18 protein-coding genes are annotated in these 22,658 nt (G+C 61.5%); 13 read left to right on the top strand and 5 right to left on the bottom strand.

Annotated elements, in window-relative coordinates; all coding sequences use genetic code 11:
• Positions 1-12: 12 nt before the first annotated feature.
• Both ACURWW_RS06430 and gloB read right to left on the bottom strand, forming a co-directional pair.
• Positions 13-1,641, bottom strand: coding sequence for a LysM peptidoglycan-binding domain-containing protein (locus ACURWW_RS06430; RefSeq protein ID WP_445615839.1), 1,629 nt, complete (start codon positions 1,639-1,641; stop codon positions 13-15).
• Between the two features lie 362 nt (positions 1,642-2,003).
• On the bottom strand, positions 2,004-2,795 hold the full coding sequence (gloB, locus tag ACURWW_RS06425) for a hydroxyacylglutathione hydrolase (RefSeq protein ID WP_445615840.1): 792 nt from the start codon (positions 2,793-2,795) through the stop codon (positions 2,004-2,006).
• A gap of 146 nt (positions 2,796-2,941) precedes the next feature.
• Here gloB and ACURWW_RS06420 point away from each other — a divergent pair, with 146 nt between their 5' ends.
• The 3 genes from ACURWW_RS06420 to dnaQ all read left to right on the top strand — a co-directional run bounded on the left by ACURWW_RS06420 (position 2,942) and on the right by dnaQ (position 5,132).
• Positions 2,942-3,841 carry a class I SAM-dependent methyltransferase gene (locus tag ACURWW_RS06420; RefSeq protein ID WP_445615841.1) on the top strand — a complete coding sequence of 300 codons (900 nt, stop codon included), beginning with the start codon at positions 2,942-2,944 and terminating at the stop codon, positions 3,839-3,841.
• Positions 3,838-4,269: a ribonuclease HI gene (gene rnhA, locus ACURWW_RS06415; RefSeq protein ID WP_445615843.1), complete on the top strand. Its 432-nt coding sequence runs from the start codon at positions 3,838-3,840 to the stop codon at positions 4,267-4,269. Before ACURWW_RS06420 ends, rnhA begins: the two co-directional genes overlap by 4 nt.
• Positions 4,270-4,373: 104 nt before the next feature.
• Positions 4,374-5,132, top strand: a complete 759-nt coding sequence (dnaQ, locus tag ACURWW_RS06410; protein WP_445615844.1) for a DNA polymerase III subunit epsilon — start codon at positions 4,374-4,376, stop codon at positions 5,130-5,132.
• 72 nt (positions 5,133-5,204) lie between these two features.
• Here the strand turns inward: dnaQ and ACURWW_RS06405 are convergent, their stop codons facing one another.
• On the bottom strand, positions 5,205-5,537 hold the full coding sequence (locus ACURWW_RS06405) for a hypothetical protein (RefSeq protein WP_445615846.1): 333 nt from the start codon (positions 5,535-5,537) through the stop codon (positions 5,205-5,207).
• A 315-nt stretch (positions 5,538-5,852) separates the two neighbouring features.
• Between ACURWW_RS06405 and ACURWW_RS06400 the strand changes: the two genes are divergently transcribed.
• The 3 genes from ACURWW_RS06400 to ACURWW_RS06390 all read left to right on the top strand — a co-directional run bounded on the left by ACURWW_RS06400 (position 5,853) and on the right by ACURWW_RS06390 (position 9,319).
• Entirely contained in the window at positions 5,853-7,091 is a 1,239-nt protein-coding gene (locus ACURWW_RS06400) for a lipoprotein-releasing ABC transporter permease subunit (RefSeq protein WP_445615847.1), read from the top strand.
• A gap of 283 nt (positions 7,092-7,374) precedes the next feature.
• Positions 7,375-8,082 carry a lipoprotein-releasing ABC transporter ATP-binding protein LolD gene (gene lolD, locus ACURWW_RS06395; RefSeq protein ID WP_445615849.1) on the top strand — a complete coding sequence of 236 codons (708 nt, stop codon included), beginning with the start codon at positions 7,375-7,377 and terminating at the stop codon, positions 8,080-8,082.
• A 1-nt stretch (position 8,083) separates the two neighbouring features.
• A complete protein-coding gene (locus tag ACURWW_RS06390; RefSeq protein WP_445615850.1) occupies positions 8,084-9,319 on the top strand; it encodes a lipoprotein-releasing ABC transporter permease subunit in 1,236 nt (411 codons plus the stop codon).
• On the opposite strand, the gene ACURWW_RS06385 is transcribed toward ACURWW_RS06390, so the two are convergent.
• Entirely contained in the window at positions 9,209-9,922 is a 714-nt protein-coding gene (locus ACURWW_RS06385) for a DUF2062 domain-containing protein (RefSeq protein WP_445615851.1), read from the bottom strand. The two genes, ACURWW_RS06390 and ACURWW_RS06385, sit on opposite strands and share 111 nt — an antisense overlap.
• Before the next feature lie 275 nt (positions 9,923-10,197).
• Here ACURWW_RS06385 and ACURWW_RS06380 point away from each other — a divergent pair, with 275 nt between their 5' ends.
• The 4 genes from ACURWW_RS06380 (at position 10,198) to lpxK (ending at position 14,842) form a co-directional block, all read left to right on the top strand.
• Entirely contained in the window at positions 10,198-12,528 is a 2,331-nt protein-coding gene (locus ACURWW_RS06380; protein ID WP_445615853.1) for a DNA internalization-related competence protein ComEC/Rec2, read from the top strand.
• Between the two features lie 180 nt (positions 12,529-12,708).
• Positions 12,709-13,335, top strand: a complete 627-nt coding sequence (locus ACURWW_RS06375) for a MotA/TolQ/ExbB proton channel family protein (RefSeq protein WP_445615854.1) — start codon at positions 12,709-12,711, stop codon at positions 13,333-13,335.
• A 21-nt stretch (positions 13,336-13,356) separates the two neighbouring features.
• On the top strand, positions 13,357-13,779 hold the full coding sequence (locus tag ACURWW_RS06370) for an ExbD/TolR family protein (protein WP_445615856.1): 423 nt from the start codon (positions 13,357-13,359) through the stop codon (positions 13,777-13,779).
• Between the two features lie 7 nt (positions 13,780-13,786).
• Entirely contained in the window at positions 13,787-14,842 is a 1,056-nt protein-coding gene (gene lpxK / locus ACURWW_RS06365; protein ID WP_445615858.1) for a tetraacyldisaccharide 4'-kinase, read from the top strand.
• A gap of 7 nt (positions 14,843-14,849) precedes the next feature.
• On the opposite strand, the gene ACURWW_RS06360 is transcribed toward lpxK, so the two are convergent.
• Positions 14,850-19,901 carry a chemotaxis protein CheB gene (locus ACURWW_RS06360; RefSeq protein ID WP_445615859.1) on the bottom strand — a complete coding sequence of 1,684 codons (5,052 nt, stop codon included), beginning with the start codon at positions 19,899-19,901 and terminating at the stop codon, positions 14,850-14,852.
• A 457-nt stretch (positions 19,902-20,358) separates the two neighbouring features.
• Here ACURWW_RS06360 and kdsB point away from each other — a divergent pair, with 457 nt between their 5' ends.
• From kdsB to murB, 3 genes are read left to right on the top strand one after another with little or no spacing between them, the layout of a single operon-like run.
• Entirely contained in the window at positions 20,359-21,135 is a 777-nt protein-coding gene (gene kdsB / locus ACURWW_RS06355) for a 3-deoxy-manno-octulosonate cytidylyltransferase (protein ID WP_445615861.1), read from the top strand.
• 6 nt (positions 21,136-21,141) lie between these two features.
• Positions 21,142-21,612 (top strand): low molecular weight protein-tyrosine-phosphatase, encoded by a 471-nt coding sequence (locus ACURWW_RS06350; RefSeq protein ID WP_445615862.1) that lies wholly within the window; start codon positions 21,142-21,144, stop codon positions 21,610-21,612.
• Between the two features lie 12 nt (positions 21,613-21,624).
• Positions 21,625-22,647: a UDP-N-acetylmuramate dehydrogenase gene (gene murB / locus ACURWW_RS06345; protein ID WP_445615864.1), complete on the top strand. Its 1,023-nt coding sequence runs from the start codon at positions 21,625-21,627 to the stop codon at positions 22,645-22,647.
• Positions 22,648-22,658 lie beyond the last annotated feature (11 nt).

Raw genomic sequence — 22,658 nt, 5'->3', positions numbered from 1 at the left:
GCAGAAGCGACGCTAGTGGATGTTGGTAATGTCCACGATCAACTTGAGCTGCTGACCGGGGTGGATGTAATCCTGCTTCTCCAGGGAATTCCAAGCTGCGATATCCTTTACGGACAGGTTGAACTTGCTGGCGATCAGGGCCAGTGAGTCACCGCGCCGCACCCGGTAGGCCAACTCCCGGGTCAGCCGATCCTGGTGGGCCACCTGGCGGTTCACCGCCGTGGGCTCGGTGGACCATATCACCAGGTTCTGTCCCACCTTGAGCGGATCGTTGGGGGCCATGCCATTCCAACTGGCGAGCTTGCCGACGCTGACGCCATGGCGGCGGGCGATCTCCCAGAAACTGTCCCCGCGGCGGACCGTGTAGCTGATCTTCTGGCCCTTGGCCCGCTCACCGATGCGCTCCTGCTTGCTGGCCAGGCGCTGCTCGGCGCTCAGCGCGTAAAAATCAGCGGCATTGCTGGCGGTCGGTATGAGCAGACTCTGCCCCTGTCGGATGAGGCTTCCGTTGATGCGGTTCACGTCGCGCAAGGTGTCCACAGTGGTATTGAAGCGTCGCGCAATCACCGCCAGCGAGTCACCCGGGCGCACCTCATAGGTGTGCCAGGCCAGTCGTTCCTCCAGCGGATACTGCTTCAGGTTTTCCACAAATGTGGTTGTGCGATCCACCGGTATGAGCAGACGATGGGGGCCGCTCGGATCCGTCGCCCAGCGGTTGAAGGCGGGGTTGAGAAGATACAGGTCCTCGATCTCCATATCGGCCAGTTCCGCGGCCTTGGCCAGATCGATCTGCGAGTCCACATCCACCACGTCGTAAAAGGGCTCATTGGGGATGTGGTTCAAGGTGATGTTGTACTTCTCGGGTTCCGCCACCAGTTGTGAGAGGGCCAGCAACTGGGGAACGTAGGCTTCCGTCTCGCGCGGCAGCCTCAGGGACCAGAAATCCGTCGGCTTGCCGGCCCGCTTGTTGCGCCGAATTGCCTTGCGCAGGTTGCCCTGGCCCGTGTTGTAGGCGGCCAGAGCCAGCAGCCAGTCCCCATCGAAGTAGCCGTGCAGGGTGCTCAGGTAGTCCAGGGCGGCGTCCGTGGAGGCTTCGATATCCCGGCGCCCGTCATACCACCAATTCTGCTTGAGGCCGTAGTGCAGGCCCGTCGATGGAATGAACTGCCACATACCCGATGCGCGCCCGTGGGAGTAGGCAAAGGGATCGAAAGCACTTTCCACCACCGGCAGCAGCGCAAGCTCCATGGGCAGCCCGCGCTGCTCAATCTTCTCGGCGATTGCATACATGTAGCGGGTGGCCCGCTCGGACACGCGCTTCATGTAGGTCGGGTTGCGGGCGTACCACTGGCGGTGACTGGTGATGCGCTCATTGTCGCTGAATTGCAACTGAAACCCTGATCGCAGTCGCTGCCACACATCCGCGTAATCCGGCGTTGGATAGGCAGCGTAGGTTTCAGGGTCCACGACGCAATTGGGGTCGAAGTCCTGCCCCGCGAGGAATTCACTTTCATCGCGTGTGTCGGGCAGAGGATTCGCGTCGATGAGAGCCATGGGCTCTCGATTGACCAGAGAATTGAACTGACTGCAGCCGTAGAGTGGCAAACTGAGGATCAAGAAAATTACCGCTTTTCTCAGCATAGTTTTGGTCGCTATTTCGCAGGTTTTCAACTCACAGGTCGCGTTGTCCACCGGCTTTTGGCAAAAAACTTCCGGATTGTAGGTTCGCGCCTGCACCGGGTCAATAAATGGAGTTGGCGCCACTGTCCTGATTATAGACGGGGGTCACTGCATGGCCGGACAATGGCCAACAAAAAGAACAAAAAAGGAACGGCCTTACCAACGTCGGGAGACGTCGGCGAGCATCGAACGGAAAAAACGTCCGCAACGATGCTCAGGCTTCTTCAAAGTTGTAGATGCAGGGGAGGAATAGCAAATTACAGACCAGCTTCAGGTTGGTCATCTGTGATCACAGGATCTTGCACCGCAAGCGATTAACAGCGTCAGAAACTGTCCTTCCATTCCCGCACAGCTCCCAGTACTTCCGGGCCTCCGGACAGGGTGCGACCGAAATGCGCCTCGGTGGTCTGCCTGATTGCGTCCGTATCACAGCGCAGAAATGGATTGGTAGATTTTTCCAGACCCAGTGTGGAAGGTACAGTCGGCTCCGAGCGCTCCCGTTTTGCGCGCTCCGCCGCAATGCGTTTTTGCAATTCGTCGTTGCCGCCATCCACCGCGTCCGCAAAGGCCAGGTTGGCCAGTGTGTATTCATGGGCGCAATACACCCGTGTGGCGTCGGGCAGGGCGGCAAGTTTGCTCAGGGAGTTGTACATCTGTTCCGCCGTACCCTCGAACAGGCGGCCGCAGCCCCCGGCAAACAGGGTGTCGCCGCAGAACAGGGTGGGCGGCTCGGTGGTGGGGCAGAAATAAACAATGTGGTCCAGAGTGTGTCCCGGCACCTCCATCACCTGGAAGGCCAGCCCCTCCTGCAGTTCCGCCCTGTCCCCTTCCGCCAGGGGGCGGGTGACCTGTGGCACGCTGCCCCCGGAAGGACCATAGACCGGCAGGTCGCGGTCCTGCAGCAGCCGGTCGATGCCGCCGGTGTGATCCGGATGGTGGTGGGTGATGAGAATGCCGGCCAGATCGAGCCCATGCTCCGCCAAAGCGGCCTCCACGGGCCGCGCATCGCCCGGATCCACCACATAGGCCCGCGTGTCGCCGGGGCGATGGAAAACCCACAGATAGTTGTCGCGAAAGGCGGGTACGGGAATGACGTGGAGTTCAGTGCTGGTCATGTGGCCTTCCTGTTGTTGATTGGGGTGATGGATCGCGCGCGGTGACCGCTGCGGTTGTTGCCGGGGAAGGGAACCATGATAATAGCCTCGCCGCGGACTGTCGAAGGGACCCGGCGGCCAGCTCTGGCGCATTCAGCGAGGCGATTTTGATCAAGGACAATCTCAGCAAACTCCGTGACTGGTCCCAACGCCATTTCGGCGTCAAACCGTTGACGGAATCCACGGCGCCGCTGGAGCAGTGGTGGGAAGGCCCGGTGGGCAAGGCTGTCCTGGCCGAAGAGCAGCCTCTCATCGACCGCAGCCTGCGGGACATATACGGCTTCCATCTGATGCAACTGGCGGTCAGCCGCAAACTGGATCTGACCGGCGCCAGCACCATCAACCACCGCTTTGCCCTGTCGCCGGCGCGCGGCCTGGGGGCGGGGCAGGCCGCCGCGCTCTATACGGGGCAGGCGGACCTGGAGCGGATTCCACTGGGCTCCGAGACCATCGATCTGGCGATCCTGCACCATGTGCTGGACTTCAGTCAGCACCCGCACCAGCTGCTGCGCGAAACGGCCCGTGTGGTCATCCCCAGAGGTTATGTGCTCATCGTGGGGTTCAATCCGTTCAGCTGGTTTGGATTGTTCCGACAGTTTGGCCGCGTGTTCAGTAACAAGCCCCAATGGCGCCACCACGCCCTGCGGCTGGGGCGGGTGGTGGACTGGTTGCGGCTGCTGGATTTCGAACCGGTATCGATCCACCACGGCTTCTACCGCTGGCCCATTGCCCATCCCAAGCTGATGGAACGGACCCTCTGGATCGAACGTCTCGCCCGGGCGACACAGTTGCCCGTGGGAGGCTTTTACTTCATTCTGGCCCGCAAGGACGTGGTGGGCATGATTCCAATCAAGCCCACCTGGAAGAAGTTCAACCCCATTGAGACCCTGGTGGGCGCTCAGCCCAGTTCCCGGGTTGTTGATCCTGTTCGCCGTCCCCACCTGAAGGCAGCGGAACGGCGCTTGTCCGGCGATCACCCACACACTCAAACCAGGAAACAACATTGAAAGAAGTGGAAATTTTTACCGATGGCGCCTGCCGCGGAAACCCGGGGCCCGGCGGCTGGGGCGCCTTGATGCGCTACAACGGCCAGGAGAAATCAATCTACGGCGGCGAGCCCGCCACCACCAACAACCGCATGGAGCTCACCGCCGCCATCAAGGCCCTGGCGACCCTTAAGGAACCCTGCAAGGTCAGCCTGACCACCGATTCGGAGTATCTGCGCAAGGGAATTACCGAGTGGCTGGCCAACTGGAAGCGCAACGGCTGGCGTACCGCCGCCAAAAAACCGGTGAAGAACGATGATCTCTGGAAGGCTCTGGACGCGGAAGCCCAACGCCACCAGGTGGAGTGGCACTGGGTGAAGGGGCACGGCGGGCACCGGGAAAACGAAATTGCCGATATGCTGGCCAACCAGGGTGCTGACGAACTGTAGTCTGGCCGTCCGGCTCTGCTATTCTTGCCACTCTTGCAACTCCTGGCTTCCGCAAGCTGCCAGACGCCGGAGCTGACGGGGAAGAACCAACCAACGGGGAAATCGTGCGCCAAATCGTACTGGATACAGAAACCACGGGCCTGGAACCAAGCCAGGGCCATCGCATTATCGAGATCGGCTGCGTGGAGATCGTCGGCCGCAAACTGACCGGCAACCACTACCACCAGTACATCCGCCCGGATCGGGAGATTGACGAAGGAGCCATCGAGGTTCACGGCATCACCAACGAATTCCTCGCCGACAAACCCACCTTCGATCAGGTGGCCGACGATTTTCTCGCCTTCATCAGCGGGGCGGAGCTGGTCATCCACAACGCGCCCTTCGACGTGGGGTTTATCGACGCCGAGCTCGCGCGCCTGTCCCCGAAACGGGTCGTGGCGAATCTGTGCTCGGTGCTGGACACCCTGGTCATGGCCCGCGAGAAGCACCCGGGGCAGAAGAACAGCCTGGATGCGCTCTGCAAACGCTACGGGGTGGACAACTCCCAGCGGGACCTGCACGGCGCCTTGCTGGATGCGGAGATCCTGGCGGACGTCTACCTGCTCATGACCGGTGGCCAGACAGCCCTGAGCCTGGGAGGCAGCTCCGGCGAAGCATCAGCCGGGGGCACCACCATTCGCCGCCTGAGCGCCGACCGGCCACCCCTGCCCGTGATCGCCGCCACGGCGGAGGAACTGCAGGCACACAGGGACAAACTCGCCGCAATCGAGAAGGCTGCTGGCGGGCCGAGCCTGTGGCAACAACTTGAGTTGAGAGAGGGAGAGGGCGCTTCCGCGCGGGAGGCGGCGGAAGCCCTGGATTGAGGGGACGTGCGGGGCTTGCAGGCCCGGCGCGGCTGCTGGGAGACAGCGCCGCGACAAGACCGAACGCCGCTTCTACTCCGCGCTGGCCACCGGCTGCCCCGAAGGTTTCAATACAGTGTGAAGCACCCGGTCGTATTCGAAATACACCACGAAATCCTCATAGATCCAGCTGGAAATGGGCGGATCACCCACCGCTTCCCGCCAGTTCACCGGTTTGCCGAAGAAATCCTCCACCTGATCCTGGCTCATGCCCGTGACCGGGCGCTTCATGGTCCACTTCTGCTCGGCTTGCTGACCCACCGGCACCTGCACCGATTCCGCGCTGCTCTGGGCCGCCCCGCCCAACAGGGTCGCCGCCAGCAGCGCCGTGCCCAGCATCGATACGGTGTGCTTTGCTTTTTTCATTCGTCTTTTCTCCGTGCTGCGCCCGCCGGTCCGGTAATGCGCATAAAATCGAGAACTTATCGGCTGCCCTGTGACAGGATTCACCTTCACCGGCCAGCCTGGGGTATCTGGTAGCGTAGACTAGCACGCCGGGAATTGCAGGTGGAAGTCGAGCCTTGTCAGACCCGGCGCCGGACATATTCATCCGGTCTGGCCGATTGTCGAAAAATGCTTTTTCACCGGCCTGCTAGTATAGTAGCCCGCTTCGAGCGTGGCTCCCGGCGTGCAAAGCCGGTAGCTGGAATCACCTAATCGTCCCGGCGCGAGCACCGACAGATGTCATCCGTCCCCGTCTTCATCGGCCTACGCTATACCCGCGCGAAACGACGCAACCAGTTCATCTCCTTTGTTTCAGGCTTCTCCCTTCTGGGCATGACACTGGGGGTGATGGCCCTGATCATCGTGCTCTCCGTGCTCAATGGCTTCGACCGGGAACTGAAAGGCCGCATCCTCAGCGTCATCCCCCACGGCTTCGTCAGCGCCGAACGGCCCATCACCCGGTGGCCCGCCCTGGCCGAACAAGTGGCCACCGTTCCCGGCGTGGTCGCCGGAGCGCCCTACATCAGCGGGTTCGGCATGGCCAGCCTCGGGGACAGCAGCGAAATGGTCCAGATCCAGGGCATCCTCCCCGAAGCGGAGCGCATGGTATCCGTCGTCGACCAGCACATGCTTCAGGGCGAACTGTCCAACCTCCAGCCCGGGGAGTGGGGCATCGTCGTGGGCCGCATCCTGGCAAGATTTCTCAACGCCCGCGTCGGCGACCAGATCACCATCCTCACCCCGCGGGTGAGCACCACGCCCATCGGCCCCGTCCTCATGCCCCGCCGGTTCAAAATCGTTGGCATCTTCGAAGTAGGCGCCGACGTGGACAAGACCCTCGCCATGATCCACATCGACAGCGCCCAAAAGCTGTTCCGCTATCGGGACAGCGTGGAAGGCCTGCACCTCAAGGTGCGCGACATCTACGCAGCCGGCCCCATCATGTCCCGAGTGGCGGACCAACTGGGGGGCGACTACCAGGTGCGGGACTGGAGCCAGACCCAGGGCAGCCTCTTCCAGGCGGTGAAGATGGAAAAAATTCTCATCATGCTCATGCTCATGATCATCGTCGCCATCGCCGCCTTCAACATCGTCAGCAGTCTCGTCCTCATGGTGGCCGACAAGCGCAGCGACATCGCCGTCCTCCGCACCCTGGGCCTCACCGCCCGGCAAATCATGGCCATCTTCGTTGTTCAGGGCAGCACCGTGGGCCTGTTCGGCATCCTGCTCGGCGTCGTTCTCGGCGTGCTGGGTGCATTCTATGTGGGCGACGTGGTCAGCTTCCTCGAAGGCGCCTTTGGCCAGAAGATTTTCGACCCCGGTGTGTACTACATCAGCGAGTTGCCCTCCCACTGGATGCTGAGCGACACACTCATTGTGGTGAGCGTCGCCATCGTCATGAGCCTCCTCGCCACATTGCCGCCAGCCATCAGAGCGGCGAGAATTGCCCCGGCCGAGGCCCTCCGGTATGAATGAGAACCACGGATGGTTTTCAGTGACGCCCGCGCGGCCCGCATGCATGCAGCTGCTTAGGTCGATATAAGAGCCAAAGTCTACATACAGCTCCAGAAGTAGTTTACCGCTGGGGGGAAGGCCATTCGAAACCCTCGCGGGAGGGACCCCGCGAGGGAGCTACAGGGAAGTATTCACGCGTTTTCGAATGGCCTTCCCCCCAGTGGTAAACGGCCGAGTGGCACCCAAACATGCGATCAACTAAGCCTTAAGCACAACGACGCAGGAACAAACACAAAAGGTTTCCATGACAGACAGCAACCAAGACGTAGTCCTGCACTGCGAAGATTTATCCAAAACCTACGCCCAGGGTCCCCTGCGCGTCGAGGTTCTCAAATCCGTACAGCTCTCCATCAACAAGGGCGAAACCATCGCCATAGTCGGCGCGTCCGGCTCCGGCAAATCCACCTTGCTCAACCTGCTGGGCGGATTGGACCTTCCCACCGAAGGGCGCGTCGTACTCAATGGTCAGGACATGTTCGCCCTCAGCGAAAACGCCCGTGGCCGATTACGCAACCACGAAATGGGCTTCGTCTACCAGTTCCACCACCTGCTGCCCGAATTCACCGCCCTCGAAAACGTCGCCATGCCCCTGCTCATCGGCAAAGTCAAAAAGAAAGCCGCCTACCACCAGGCGCGGGAAGCACTCGGCAAAGTCGGACTCGCCGAACGGGTCGAGCACAAACCCTCCGAACTTTCCGGTGGTGAGCGCCAGCGCGTCGCCATTGCCCGGGCGCTGGTCACACGACCCAGCTGCGTCCTCATGGACGAACCCACCGGCAACCTCGACCGCAAGGCCGCCGAAGCCGTGCAGGCACTCATGATGGAACTGAACCGGGAACTGCAAACCAGCTTCGTCATCGTCACCCACGACGAACGGCTCGCCCAGAAAATGCAGCGGGTCCTGCTGCTCGAAGACGGCGCCCTCAAACCCTACAACGCCGAAGCCGCCTGATATGCTCAGCTTCTTCATCGGACTGCGTTACACCGCCTCGCGCCGGCACAGCCAGCTGGTCTCCTTCATCTCCAGCATCTCCATCGCCGGCCTCGTGATCAGCGTTGCCCTGCTGGTGGTGGTGCTCTCGGTCATGAACGGATTCGACAAGGAACTGCGCGAGCGGATACTCGCCATCCTTCCCCAGGCCGCCATCCAGCATATGGAGGGTGTGGAGAACTGGTCGGAGGTGCGCGACTGGGTCGCGGGGCAGGACGGCGTGGAAGCAGCCGCACCCTTCGTGCAGGTGGCGGGAATGGCCGAGTATCGCCGGGAAATTGCCCCACTGATCGTGAACGGCCTGGACCCGCAGCTCGAAAAGGACGTGTCCGCCATCGAAGACTTCCTGCCGCCGGAGCTGCTCACCGTGCTGCAGGACCCGGCCAACAACGGAGCCATCATCCTCGGCAGCGGGCTGGCCGACAAACTCAAGGTCAGTCGCGGCGACAGACTCAAGATCATCGTGCCCCAGGGCAGCGGCGGGGAACTGAACCCGCGGGTGGCCGGTGTGCGCGTCGCGGGCATCATCAACACCGGCACCGAAGTGGACCAAAGCATGGCCCTCAGCAACCTGGCCACCGCCCAGGACCTCGCCGGCCTGGGTTCGGCCGTCACCGGCATCAAACTGAAAGTGGAAGACCTGTTCCGGGTGGAGTCCATCGTCTACCCGATTGTGCGCTCGCTGCCCTATGGATACACCAGCACCACCTGGGTCCGCAGCAAGGGCAACCTCTATCAGGCCATCCAAATGTCCAAAAATCTGGTGGGACTGCTGCTGTTTCTGATCATCGGCATTGCCGCCTTCAACCTGGTGTCCACGCTGGTCATGGTCACCGTGGACAAGCAGAGCGACATCGCCATTCTGCGAACGCTCGGAGCCAGCACTCAGAGAATCATGGCCGTGTTCATGGTGCAGGGGAGTGTGATTGGACTGGTGGGGACCGGGTTGGGCCTGGTGCTCGGCCTGCTGCTGGCGTTCGCAGTTCAGGACCTGGTGCAGTGGGTCGAAGCGTTATTCAATTTCCAGTTTCTGCAATCGGACGTTTACCCCATCAGCTTCGTGCCGTCCGAGGTCCGCCCGATGGACCTACTGTCCATCAGCGGCGTGGCACTCTTTCTGAGCTTTTTTGCGACCCTCTATCCCGCCTGGCGGGCCAGCCGCGTCAAGCCGGCAGAAGCGCTCCGCTTCGAGGTCTGAGTCCGGATTCGCCGGATTCGGGTTGGGTTCCGGCGCGGGCTCAGGTGACTGCTGGTGCTGAGCCGAACCGGGGGCGGGCTGCTCCCGACTGGCCCGCTCGCTGCGCCGGCGCTCCCAGCTGCGCATCACCGTCCAGTACCAGAAGCCCTGCATCGCCAGATAGCCCAGACCACCCAGCACGATCCCCGACAGCACCGACCCGGTCAGCAGGGGCTTCCAGATGCGGTGAAGTTCCGTTTGCAGCCACTCCCAGGACCACTCGGGATGGAGGCTCACCCGCGGCATGTCCAGAATCCATCGTCCCAATTCATAGGTGCTGTAGAACAGCGGCGCATAGGTAAAGGGGTTGCTGATCCAGCTCAGCAGTAAAGCCAGCGGCAGGTTGCCGCGCAGGAAAATGGACAGCAGCGCTGCCAGGGGCATCTGTCCCACGATGGGCAGAAAGGCCACGAATACGCCCACGAATACCGCGGTTGAAACCGAGTGCCGGTTGAGGTGGAAAAGGTTGGGGTCGTGCAGCACTTCCCCGAAGGCCTTCAGCGCCGGGTTGCGCTTGACTGACGAGTGGTCGGGAACCCAGCGTTTGATGAGTTTTCTGGCCATATAAACTTCGGTGCCATTTTCGAGAGGGCGCCATTATGCCGCCTTCGGGTGATGATCTCCACGCGCTGCCTGTCTTTCTTCCGGGTGTCGGCAGTCCCGCTTTATACGACGACAGTTTTGACGCTCTGCTGTTGCAACCGTAGAATTCTTTGGCGCTTGCGCCATCCTGAGCAGCGGCCCCTGCCGAGTGTTAGCCGCTTGGAGCTCAAAGGCCCGTAAACGCAAGCCCGAGCAACACGCAAGGCCAAGTTGTATCGAGGCCCAGGGACGAACCGATGATCAACATTCTGGCCGCCGGCGCAGGACTGCTGGCAATCTCGTGGCTGCCCCGATTGCCGGAGCTGTCACTCCCCGCCTGGCTGGGCCTCGGCACCGCCATCATTCCCATGCTCTTCCACCCCCGCCTGCGGGTGTTCGCTTGCTTCCTCCTGGGCGCGAGCTGGGCCGTTGTAAGCGGCCAGCACATCCTGAACGAGCAGCTGCCTGTGGAGCTGGAGGGCGAGGACCTCATCCTGCGGGGCGTAATCAGCGACCTGCCGGAACGGCGCGGCGACTTTCAGCGCATCCAGTTCGCGGTCAGTGAGTACCTGAACATCAAGCCGGAATTTGCCCAGGAGCAAAACCTGCCGCGGCGGGTGCTTCTGTCCTGGTACGGTGACGAGGATCTGCGGGTGGCCGAGGAGTGGACCTTGCGGGTAAAACTTAGTCGACCCCGCGGGTTCGTCAACCTCGGCGGTTTCGATTATCACCGCTGGCTGCTGAGCCGAGGGGTGGGGGCAACCGGCTATGTGCGGGCATCCACCCTCAACCGGCTGCACGGCATCGCCCCCGGCTACGGTCTGCAAAAACAGCGGGAGCAGGTGCGCGACCGGCTCACCAGTGCTTTCCAGCCCTCCACCAACGCCTTACTGGTGGCGCTGGCGGTGGGCGACAGCTCCCTGATCGACAGCGAGCAATGGGATCTTCTGCGGCGCACGGGAACCAGCCACCTGATGGCCATCTCTGGCTTGCATGTGGGATTGGTGGCGGTGCTGGGGTTCTGGCTGGGCCACGCCGTTCGGGCTTTGCTGTCCATGGCTCGCACCCGCCTCGCGCTCATCTATTACCTCCCGGGGGTGCTGTCCTGTCTGTGCGCCGTGTTCTATGCGGCCATGGCGGGTTTTTCACTGCCTACCCAGCGGGCTCTGATAATGGTCCTGCTGGCAAATCTGGCCATTCTCACAGGGCGCGTCGGGAGTTCGGCCCGGGCACTGGCCTGGGCCTTTCTGCTGGTCTTGCTGATCGATCCGCTGTCCGGTTACGAGATGGGCTTCTGGCTGTCCTTCGGTGCGGTGGCCTTCCTGCTGTTTCATTTTCAGAATCGTCACCGGGCTTGGGAGGAGGGCGGCAGGCTGCGTCGGGCCCTGACGTTCGGGCGCGCCCAGTGGGTAGTCTCCCTGGGCCTGGTGCTGCCACTTCTGGCGCTCAATCAGCCGGTCAGTCTGCTGTCGCCGCTGGCCAACCTGTTCGCCATTCCCCTGGTCTCTTCCGTGGTCGTGGGTCCGTTGCTCGCAGGTGTGTTACTGCAAAGCCTGGGCTTCGAACAAGGCGCGGCGTTGGTCGCTGTCGCGGCGCACTGCCTGAGCTTTTGTATGAGCGGGTTGGATTGGCTCAACTACAGCTTCGCCAATTCGGGGTGGTCACCGGAAGGGGGCGCGGTTACCGGGCCGGCTCTGGTGGCCGGGCTTACCGGTATCGTTCTTTTGTTGGCGCCAAGGGCTCTGCCCGCGCGCTGGTTGAGTCTGCCCTTGCTGTTACCGCTGCTGGTCCCCGGTGCGCAACCACAGCCCCCGCTGAGGCTCAGCGTGCTGGATGTGGGGCAGGGACTGGCGACCGTGGTCCGTACCGAAAACCATACGCTGGTGTACGACACCGGCCCCGCCTACAGCGAGCGGTTCAATGCGGGAGAGGCCATCCTGGGGCCCTATCTGCGCTCCCGGGGCGTTCGCCACCTGGACCGTCTCATCGTCAGCCATGGGGACGGCGACCACGCGGGTGGAACAGGGCCCTTGCTGGAACAGGTGGACAGCGGTCAGCTCTGGGTGGGTGAGGAACTGCCGCTGGATCTGGGGAGCGCACCCCCGCAGCGCCTGTGTGAGCGCAGTGAGCACTGGACCTGGGACGGTGTGGACTTTTCTCTGATTGAACCCCCGAATCCCGGCGCCGACGGCAACGACCGCTCCTGCATCCTGGGGGTGGAGTACGGCGGGCAGCGGATCCTCATCACCGGCGACATCGGCAGCGCAGTGGAGCGGGACCTGCTGGGTGCAGGAATGCTGCCGCGCCGGGTCACGGTTCTGGTTGCGCCGCATCACGGCAGCCTGACTTCCTCGTCCGCTGAATTCGTGCGCTGGGTGCGGCCTGCTCACGTGGTATACAGCGCTGCCTATCGCAGCCGCTACGGCCATCCTCACCCCGAGGTTCAGGCTCGTTACGCCGGGGTGGGGAGCCGGGCCCACAACACGGCCCAGGCGGGCCAGTTGGATTTTGTCTGGAATCATGAAGGGAAACTGACCGTACAGGCCCTCCGGGAGGTCAGGCGCCGCTACTGGTTTGATGGGCCCTGAGGGGCGCGGCTCCCCGGATATAGGGGAAGTTTTTTTGAGAAGCAGGGACCCCATGGCGCCAAAAGTTCTGTGCTAAAGTGTGGCCGCCTGGCCCCAGGCTGCGGGTACCGGCTCATGGGCTATAATTCGCCGCATCATAATTTTGCATAAATCGATGAGTTCCACTTCGAGGAGAGATCCGTGTTAGAGATTGTTGTCGCCGGTGGTTGGCTGATGGTGCCGATTATTCTGTGCTCCATTGCCGTCGTTGCCATTGCGGTGGAGCGGTACTGGACCCTCAACCCCGCCAAGATTGCCCCGCGTCATCTGCTGGCCGAGGTGTGGGGCTGGCTGAAGAAGAATCAACTGGACGGCAACAAGATTCGCGAGCTCAAATCCTCATCGGAACTGGGCAAGATACTGGCGGCCGGGTTGAGTAATTCCCGCCACGGCCGTGACGTGATGAAGGACAGCATCGAGGAAGCAGCCAGCCAGGTGATCCACGATCTGGAACGTTATCTGGGCGCCATGGGCACCATTGCCGCAGTGGCCCCCCTGCTCGGTCTGCTCGGAACGGTGTTGGGCATGATCAAGGTGTTCACCAACATCATGCTGGAAGGCACCGGCAACGCGGGCGTTCTGGCCGGTGGCATCAGTGAGGCGCTGATCACCACGGCCGCCGGTCTGTCCGTTGCCATTCCCGCGATGATTCTGCACCGGTTTTTCCAGCGTCGGGTGGACTCCCTGATCGTCACCATGGAGCAGGACGCAGTCAAACTGGTGGATGCGCTCCACAGTGATCGGCGCGTCGACGTCAAAGCTTCGTAGTTCGGGCAGAGAGAGATTCCCTTGAAATTCCGTCGTAACGTCCGCACCGAAGACAGCGTCAACCTCACGCCCCTGATCGACGTGGTGTTCCTGCTGCTGATTTTCTTCATGGTGTCCACCACCTTCACCAAGGAAACCCATCTGGACATCAATCTCCCGGAAGCGACCGGCGAGCCGGTGCCCCAGGAGAGCGAGCAGATCGAGGTGCTGATCAATACGGAAGGCGGGTTCGCCGTGAACGGCCAAAGCCTGATCAACAAGCAACTCAATACCCTCAAAGCCGCCATCGACAAGACCGCCGGCGGCGACAACCAGCGGCCGCTGATCATTACCGCCGACGCCAACACGCCGCACCAGGCCGTGGTGACCGCGATGGATGCGGCCGCGCAACTGGGCTTCCTGAATCTGAGCATCACCACCCGCAATCCGGCCCAGGATCAATAACGCTACCGTGGCCGACTCACGCACACTGCTGGCAAGCTGGTACGGTGGACGGCACCGCTGGCTTGCCACTTTGCTGCTGCCACTGTCCTGGCTGTTCCGCCTGCTGATCACACTGCGGCGCTATTACTACCACCGCATCGCGCCCAGTGCATCCCTGCCGGTCCCCGTGGTTGCGGTGGGCAACATCAACGTGGGCGGCGCGGGTAAAACTCCTTTGCTGATCGCTCTGGCCCGTGCGTTGCGCCAGCGCGGCTTTCGGCCGGGGGTGGTGAGCCGCGGCTATGGAAGCAGGGCGCCGCATTATCCCTTTCTGGTAAGCGCAGGCAGCCCTGTTGAGCAGGCCGGCGATGAACCGCTGATGATTGCCCGCCGCAGCGGCTGTCCGGTGATGATCGACGCGGACCGCCTCGCGGCCGCTCGAGCGTTGATCGCAGGGAATCACTGCAACGTAATCCTCAGCGACGATGGCCTGCAACACTATCGACTGCCGCGGGATCTGGAGATCGTGGTGGTGGATGGTCAGCGCGGTGTGGGCAACGGTCACCTCTTGCCCGCCGGTCCCTTGCGCGAGCCCCTGAGCCGATTGCAGGAGGTGGATTGGCTGGTGATCAATGGGGACGGTGGTGCGGCCATTGCGGGCCACGGAAAACCCGCGCAACGAATGCGCCTGCTCCCCGATGCGTGGCAGGCCGTACATGGTATTGGAACCGCACCGGTGGAGCAGCCGCCCTGGTCTTCCGGGCGTGTTCACGCGCTGGCCGGAATCGGCAACCCGGCCCGTTTTTTTCAAACCCTACGGGACCTTGGCCTCGACGTTATCGAGCACGGCTTTCCCGATCACCATCCATTCCAGGTGGCGGATCTGCGCTTTGACGATGATCTGCCCGTAGTGATGACGGAAAAGGACGCGGTGAAATGTCAGGCGGTGCTGGAAAGCGCCAAGGATGTGCCCACGGCCACACTGGAGAACTACTGGTATCTCACCGTGCACGCACAGCTTGAAGAAGAATTCTACGACGCTGTGGCCGACGCGATCCACGCCTCGCGCCGGCATTCCGTCTGAGTACGGCTCAGACGCCCAGCTCCGCCAGGGCAGGGAAGTAGGCCGCCAGCGCCGTTGCGCCCACGGGTTTTTGCAGGTAGGCCTCAAAGCCCGCTTTTTCCAGTTTGTCCTTCTGACCTTCCAGGTCCTGACCGGACAGGGCGATGAGCCGGCGCTGGTCGGCGCCGGGAAGTTTTGCCAATCGCTGGGCCACCTCGTAACCGTCCATGTCGGGCAGCGTGAGATCCAATAGCACCACGGCCGGTTCGAACTCCCGCGCCTGGCGAATTCCTTCCTCACCGCTGGCGGCCAGTCGGCACTCGTAACCCGATATCTCCAGCAACTCGGTTACGGCCTCGCCCGCATCCCGGTTGTCTTCGATAATCAACACTCTGGCGGATTCCTCGATGCTGACGCGGCCATGCCCGGAAAGCTGAGAGTTGAGAATCGACAGCAGCTTTTCCATGGTCACGGGCTTGGAAAGATAATCGTTGCATCCGGCCTGCAGGCAGCGCTCCCGATCGTTGGTCATGGCTGCCGCGGTCAGGGCAATCACCGGCTTGTCGAAACCTTTGCTGCGCAGGCGTCGCACGGCGGTATAGCCATCCACCACCGGCATCATGGTATCCATCAAAACCACGTCCACCGGCTCACCACGCTCTTTACACTCCTCGATCCGCTCCAGCGCTTCGGCGCCGTTGATCGCGGTGCTGACTTTTGCGCCGGCTCTGCTCAGCATCTGTGCGATGAGCGTGAGCACGTCGTCGATGTCGTCAACCACCAGAATATGCACGCCCTGCAACTGGCCCGAGTTCACATCCGGCGCGGTGTGTTCGTGAGTCAATGCTTCGATGGTGTCGATCCGGACATACTCCTCGTCCTCCGTCGAGCCGATGGGCAGATCCAGGGTAAAGGTGCTGCCTTTTTCTGGGGAGCTGTCAACGGCGAGCGAACCGCCCAGGAGCTGCGTAATCCGGCGGGAGATGGTCAGGCCCAGCCCCGTGCCGCCATAATTCTTGGCGATGGAGGAATCCACCTGCTCGAAGGGATCGAAAATTTTCTCCAGCAGTTCCGGCTGGATGCCGATTCCCGTATCAATGACCTTGAACTGCAGGGAGGTGTTGTTCCTCGGTCCCTGCACGGCCAGTTGCAGACGCACCGAGCCCTGCTGGGTGAACTTGATGGCGTTGGAGATCAGGTTGGTGAGCACCTGTTTCAGTCGGCCCATGTCTGTGCACACCGAGGCAGGCACTGCATCCTCCACCTGCATTTCAAAGGTCAGGCCTTTCTCCTGCGCGCGCAGATGGACGATGGAGAGCAGTTCCGCCAGCATGGTCTTGATGGGGAAGGCCTGCTTGTTGATCTCGATCCGATCCGCTTCCACCTTGGAGAGGTCCAGCACGTCGTTGATGATTTCCAGCAGGTTGTGGCCGTTGGTCTTGATCTTGTGCAGGTAACTGTCCGAGTGTCCGTCCCGGTTCAGATCCATGTGCAGCAGATCCGCATATCCCAGAATGGCTGTTAGCGGGGTGCGGATTTCGTGGCTCATATTCGCAAGGAACGCACTCTTGGCCTGGTTTGATGCGTCCGCCGCCCGCTTGGCCGCCTGCAGGCGGGCCTCGTTGTGCTTCTCATGACTCACGTCCATGGTAATACCGGCGAGACGCGGGCTGCCGTGCAGGTCCACGAAGCGACCCCAGTTGCGAACCCAGCGTTCGCGATCACCGTCCCGCACCCGGTATTCGATGACAAAACCCTGTTGCTGCTCGATGGAGTGCTTCCAGGTATTTTCAACGAGGGCGCGATCTTCCGCGTGTATGGATCTGAGGTGACTGTCCAGCGCTTCCCGCCGCAGGTCCAGTGCGTCGCCGGCTTCGGCCCGCGGCTGGTAGTGAATGATTTCCCCGGCGCTCAGATCGATCCAGGCGCTGCTCAGTTCGGCAGAGGTCAGCGCCAGGCGCAGCCACTCCTCGCGGTCGCGGATGGCCAGGGACTGCTGCCGGATCTCATCCAGGGTTTGCTTCTGCTGGATGGCGGACCAGAGTGCGTTGGCCATGGCCTGAATGAAGTTGATGTCTTCCTGGGTGAAGGTCAGGCGCCGGTCCGTGTGTACGCCCAGCACACCCCAGGGGCGTTCGTAGGGCCCTATGATCACACTCATCCCGCTGCGCACATTGTGCCGGGTGAGGAACTCCGGCCCCTGGAAGCGCGACTCCGATTGCAGGTCATCGACGATGACGGGCATGCGGCTGGCCAGGGTAAACCCGCCCTGGGAACCCTGGTCCGTTGGGAGGTGGGCCGAACGAACCAGTCCATCCTGCCAGCCCACGCCGGCGCGCAGGAACAGCTGTTCCTCTTCAAGCTCGAGAATCTTGCACATATCCACGCCCACCGCCTCGGCCGACCATCGCGCCGCCCGGTCGAGCAGGGCATCCAGATCCGGTTCGGTCAGCGCCTCCTGACCGAACTTCGCAACCAGGGCCTGCTGCTTCTCCCGGATCTTCAGGCGGTTCATGGTTTCGTGCATCTCGGTGATGTCGGTGAAGGTCAGGACCACCCCTTCGATGCGATTGGTCAGCGTGCGATACAGGGTAATGCGGCGCAGGTAGAAGCGCCCCTGACCATCGGTCACCTGAGTTTCGATGGGGCTCAGGGATTCCAGCACTTTGCGGGAGTCGCGAATCAGGTCCTTGTCCCGGAAGTTCATGGCCAGGTCGGCCAGTGGCCGGCCGATATCGCTGTCGATGACGTGAATGATCTTGTGGGCCGCGGGAGTGAACCGGCGGATGCGCAGGTTCGTGTCCAGGAAGATTGTTGCAATGTCGGTGCTCGAGAGAAGGTTGGACAGGTCGTTGTTGACCGATTCGAGTTCCTCGACCTTGTCTTCGAGCTGATTGTTGACCGTGTTCAGCTCCTCGTTCAGGGACTGAAGTTCTTCCCGCGAGGTTTCCAGTTCTTCGTTGGAGGACTGGAGCTCCTCGTTCATGGACATGATTTCTTCGTTGGAAGCCTTCAGTTCCTCATTCGAAGTTTCCAACTGCTCGATGGTGCTCTGCAAATCCTGGCGGGTTACAAAGAGCTCGTACTCGAGCTGGGACGAGAGGCTCGCCTCTGCATCGTCCGGCGCAACTTCCGGAACTTCCCGCTCGGTGTCCTCCTGCTCCTGAAAGGTCACGAGGTACAGAGATTCACTGGAGCTGGTCTTCCTGATGGGAACGGCGCTGACGTTGAGGGAGACTCTTTCGTCGTTGCTCTTGCGCACGTGCCGCGCCAGCGAGGAGCCTTTGACTCCTGTTCGTCGCGCTTTCTGTACGGCAGCCCGGATCTTGGTCTTCAGCCCCGCGGCGGCAATGGCGCACACGTCGTTGGTGGGTTCGCCCTCCACCTCGTACAGGTAGGGGCTGGTCTCGCCCTGAAAGTAAAGTACTTCATAGTTGTTGTTGATCAACACCGCCGGCGGTGCATAGTTGGCCAGCAATGCGGTGCGGGTGGTTTCGGCCGCGGAGAAAAGTGTACCGGACAGCGCCGTATTGGTGTCCGGCCGGCTGAGTTGTCCGGCCGCTGTTTTGTTGAAGGAATAGGTTCGCTGTTCGGTAATCTGACGTCCCTGGTTTGCCGCCGGGTTTTTGCGGAAGATGCGGTTCTGCTTGGACAGGGGAGTGTACAGACCGGCATGGCGGGCCGTGGATTCGGAGCTGCCCAGAAACAGGTATCCGTCCGAGTTGAGCGAGAAATGAAACAGTTGCAGAAGCTTGTCCTGCATGCTGTTTTCGAGATAGATCAGCAAATTCCTGCAGCAAACCAAATCCAGTTTGCTGAAGGGTGGGTCCGCGATCAGGTTCTGCACGGCAAAGGTCACCGATTCGCGCAGGGACTTCTTGACCGCATACCCGCCGTCGTCCTCATCGAAGTAGCGGTGCAGGTATTCTTCGGGGATTTCATTCGCCACGTTGGCGCTGTAGCGGCCGGCCCGTGCCCGGCTCACAGCATCTTCGTCGATGTCGGTGGCGAATATCTGGGCATTGAAATTGATCTTCTGCCGGGCGAACTCCTCGCTGAGCAGAATCGCCAAGGAGTAGGCCTCTTCGCCCGTGCTGCAGCCCGGCATCCAGATGCGGATCGGTTCACTGCCGCTCTGGCTGCGCACCAGCGGTTCCAGCACCATGTTCTGCAATTCCAGAAAGGCCTCACGGTCCCGGAAGAATGCCGTTACCCCGATGAGCATGTCCTTGAAAAGCTGGAAGGCTTCGTGGTCGTCGGATTTCAGCAACTCCACATAGGAACTTGCATCGGTTTCATTGCGCAAACCCATGCGACGCTGGATCCGGCGGGACAGGGTCGGCTTCTTGTACTCGCGGAAGTCATAGCCTGAACGCAGATGGAGGGCTTCGATGATGTTCTGCAGGTTCTTTTCTCCAAGGCCGACAATGGACCTCTCCTGAGCCCGCTGAATCAGGTGGGGCTGGCGGGCGAAATCCGCCAGTTTTTCCGTCAGTTCCGGCACGGGCAGAACATAGTCGGCCAGACCGGTGCCCGATGCGCTGCGGGGCATTCCCTTGTAACTGGCCGTCTGCGGGCTTTCCACCAGCACCAGGCCGCCCGCTTCCTTGATCGCCTTGATGCCGCGCGTACCATCGGACCCGGTCCCGGAAAGAATGACGCCCACGGCGCGCTCGCTTGCGTCGTCAGCGAGGGAAATAAAAAATTCATCAACGGGCAACTGGAGTCCGTGACGGGTGGCCTGGGGCCGGCTGATGTGCAGATGTCCATCGCTGATGGACATGATGCTGTCCGGCGGGATCATGTACACCTGGTTGCGCTCCACGGGCATTCCATCCGCGGCTTCCTGCACTCCCATTCGGGTGTGCTCGCGCAGCAGGTCCACCATGATGCTTTTGTGGCTGGGTGATAAATGCTGAATGAAGACCAGAGCCATACCCGTATCGTCAGGCAGGGAGCGCAGCAGTTGACTGAAGGCGTCGAGCCCTCCCGCGGATGCGCCGACGCCTACGATCAGGCGGGGAGTGTCGGAATCCTGTCTGGGACTGGCGGGATCCGATTGCTGACTATCGTGTGACATGAAAACTGGCCCTGACTGAAGCATACTGCCGACACAGTGGCGGAGACGGCTTGTCGGTGGCAGTGTTCCGCTTTTAACGGGTTGATACCGCACCGTTCGGGACTGCTTCTCCCGTTTACAAGACCGCACCACCGGGCGACGGGATCGCCGTCGCCGGCTGTTCGATCGAAATGGATTTGAGTTCCAACCAGCTGAAGATTTCGTCCTTGAGCCCGTCCGAGCGGCTACCCCTGTGCGGTGCATCACAAAAGCACTTCGCTAGTGAGGCGACGACTGGCACAATAGGCAAATTTTGGTTGGAAAGAAGAGCTAGCTGCCAAGTTTGTGGCGCATACTACTGTAGCCTCCAGACCTATGCAAGCGAACCACAGGTGCTCCGAGAGGCGCCATTAAAGCTCCATGATTTACGCGCCAACCCCCCAACTTTATCGAGTTTATGAGGTCAGTGCTGCTCAGAATGAATACAGTTTTCTCCGTTGTAATTCCCGCCCGCTACGCCTCCACGCGCCTGCCCGGCAAAATGCTCGCACCCATCGGGGGCAAGCCCATGATTCAGCATGTGTATGAGCGCGCGCTGCAAAGTGCCGCAGAGCGGGTCGCCATCGCCACTGATGACCAACGTATTGTGGACGCAGTAACGGCCTTTGGTGGTACCGCCTACCTCACCCGGGAGGATCACCAGTCCGGCACCGATCGCCTGCAGGAGGCCGCCACTTTGATGGGCCTGAGCGATGACGCAATTGTGGTCAATGTGCAAGGGGACGAGCCGCTCATCCCGCCTCGGGTCATCGACCAGGTTGCCGGGAATCTGGCGCGCGATGCGCAGTCCAGTGTTGCGACTTTGTGTGAGGCCATCCCGGATGCCGCCACCTTCCGCGACCCCAATGCGGTCAAAGTGGTCAGGGACAACAACAATCGCGCACTGTATTTCAGTCGCGCGCCCATTCCCTGGCCGCGGGATCAGTTCGCGGCGGATGCGGAGGGGAGTGAGACACCGCCGGCGGCCTACCGTCATATCGGCATCTATGCCTACCGGGTCAAGCTGCTGCACGACTTTGTAACCTGGCCCATGGCTCCCCTGGAAAACATCGAAAAACTCGAACAGCTGCGCGTGCTGTGGCAGGGCCGGCGCATCCATGTGGATGAAGCCAGCGCGACAGTGCCTGGCGGCGTGGACACGGCGGCGGATCTGGAGCGGGTGCGCAGCTTGATGACAGAGAATCACGGAGTATAAACAGCAATGATCAACGTTTTATTTGTATGCCTGGGCAACATTTGCCGATCCCCCACCGCTCACAGCGTCTTCCGGCACGCGGTGCGGGAGGCGGAGCTGACAGATCGTATCTTCATCGATTCGGCGGGAACCGGGGACTGGCACATCGGCCGTGCGCCGGACAGCCGCGCGCTGGCGGCGGCGACTACCCGCGGTTATGCCATGGATGATCTGATCGCACGGCAGGTTCACCCGCGGGACTTCGAGCAGTTTCACTACGTGCTGGCCATGGACAAGCAGAATCTGGGCAACCTCCAGAGCATGAAGCCGCCGCAGTATAGTGGCCATCTGGGGTTGTTCCTCGAATTCTCCGAGCGTTTCGATGTGGAGGAGGTGCCGGACCCTTATTACGGTGGCGACCAGGGTTTTGAGCATGTACTGGATATGGTGGAAGATGCGAGCCACGGCCTGCTCCGCCACATTCGCCAACAGTTGTAGAGCATCGTTGCCATGACTCTGGTGCCCCGGCGCAACGTCTCCCTGCAAGGCTTCAACACTCTGGCGGTTCCCTGCACAGCAGCGCGATATGTTGCGATTGCGGGTCTACAGCAGCTGCGCGAGGCCCTGCTGTTGGCCCATCGTGAACACTGTCCGCTTCTGGTGCTGGGCGGCGGCAGCAACGTGGTGTTGCCCGAAACCTTCCGCGGCCTGGTTTTACATATGGCCATCAAGGGCTTCGAGCTCATCGCGCAAGGCCCCCAGAGCGTGCTTGTGCGAGCCGGGGCAGGGGAGGTGTGGCAGGACCTGGTGGACTACAGCCTGGAGCGCGACTACTTCGGCCTGGAGAACCTCTCGCTCATTCCCGGCACTGTCGGCGCAGCGCCCATACAGAATATTGGTGCTTATGGGGTGGAGCTGGACAGTGTCTTCCACAGCCTCGAGGCCATCGATCGCTGTTCGGGTGAGCCCGTTACATTCAATCGGGCGGACTGCGACTTCCGCTACCGGGACAGCGCTTTCAAGAACGCGTTGAAAGATCGCTACGTCATTACCCACGTGACTTTCAAATTGCTGAGGGAACCAAGACTGAACCTGAGTTACACGCCCTTGCGCGAAGCCTTGGAGGAAGTTCCTGAGCAGCAGCTCAACGCCCGCATGGTGAGCGAAGCCGTGTGCGCGATCCGCCGCAGCAAATTGCCGGACCCGGCGACCATTCCCAACGCTGGCAGCTTTTTCAAGAATCCCATCGTGGACGCAGAGACCTTTGCCACGCTGAAGGCCACTCACCCGGACGTGGTTAGCTATCCGGCGGGGGAGGGCAAGGTGAAAATTGCCGCGGGCTGGTTGCTGGACAGGGCCGGTTGGCGCGGGCACAGCGACGCGGGCCTGGGCATGCACATCAACCAGGCTCTGGTGCTCGTCAACCCGGGCCGCCGTTCAGGTCAGGCGGTGCTGACCTATGCCGCCAGGCTCCAGCAGGATATTGAAGAGCGCTTCGGCATTCGCCTGGAACGAGAGCCGGTAGCCTATTAACAGGCGGTTTT

The sequence above is a fragment of the Gilvimarinus sp. F26214L genome (genome assembly GCF_054401055.1).
Note: the sequence above shows the minus strand (reverse complement) of the source record. Positions and strands in the feature narration are given on the sequence as shown.

Bases quoted from the DNA above. Each gene is read 5' to 3' on its own strand.
- ACURWW_RS06430 (WP_445615839.1), bottom strand. From the start codon at position 1,641: ATGCTGAGAAAAGCGGTAATTTTCTTGATCCTCAGTTTGCCACTCTAC.
- gloB (WP_445615840.1), bottom strand. From the start codon at position 2,795: ATGACCAGCACTGAACTCCACGTCATTCCCGTACCCGCCTTTCGCGAC.
- ACURWW_RS06405 (WP_445615846.1), bottom strand. From the start codon at position 5,537: ATGAAAAAAGCAAAGCACACCGTATCGATGCTGGGCACGGCGCTGCTG.
- ACURWW_RS06400 (WP_445615847.1), top strand. From the start codon at position 5,853: ATGTCATCCGTCCCCGTCTTCATCGGCCTACGCTATACCCGCGCGAAA.
- lolD (WP_445615849.1), top strand. From the start codon at position 7,375: ATGACAGACAGCAACCAAGACGTAGTCCTGCACTGCGAAGATTTATCC.
- ACURWW_RS06390 (WP_445615850.1), top strand. From the start codon at position 8,084: ATGCTCAGCTTCTTCATCGGACTGCGTTACACCGCCTCGCGCCGGCAC.
- ACURWW_RS06385 (WP_445615851.1), bottom strand. From the start codon at position 9,922: ATGGCCAGAAAACTCATCAAACGCTGGGTTCCCGACCACTCGTCAGTC.
- ACURWW_RS06380 (WP_445615853.1), top strand. From the start codon at position 10,198: ATGATCAACATTCTGGCCGCCGGCGCAGGACTGCTGGCAATCTCGTGG.
- ACURWW_RS06360 (WP_445615859.1), bottom strand. From the start codon at position 19,901: ATGTCACACGATAGTCAGCAATCGGATCCCGCCAGTCCCAGACAGGAT.
- kdsB (WP_445615861.1), top strand. From the start codon at position 20,359: ATGAATACAGTTTTCTCCGTTGTAATTCCCGCCCGCTACGCCTCCACG.
- ACURWW_RS06350 (WP_445615862.1), top strand. From the start codon at position 21,142: ATGATCAACGTTTTATTTGTATGCCTGGGCAACATTTGCCGATCCCCC.
- murB (WP_445615864.1), top strand. From the start codon at position 21,625: ATGACTCTGGTGCCCCGGCGCAACGTCTCCCTGCAAGGCTTCAACACT.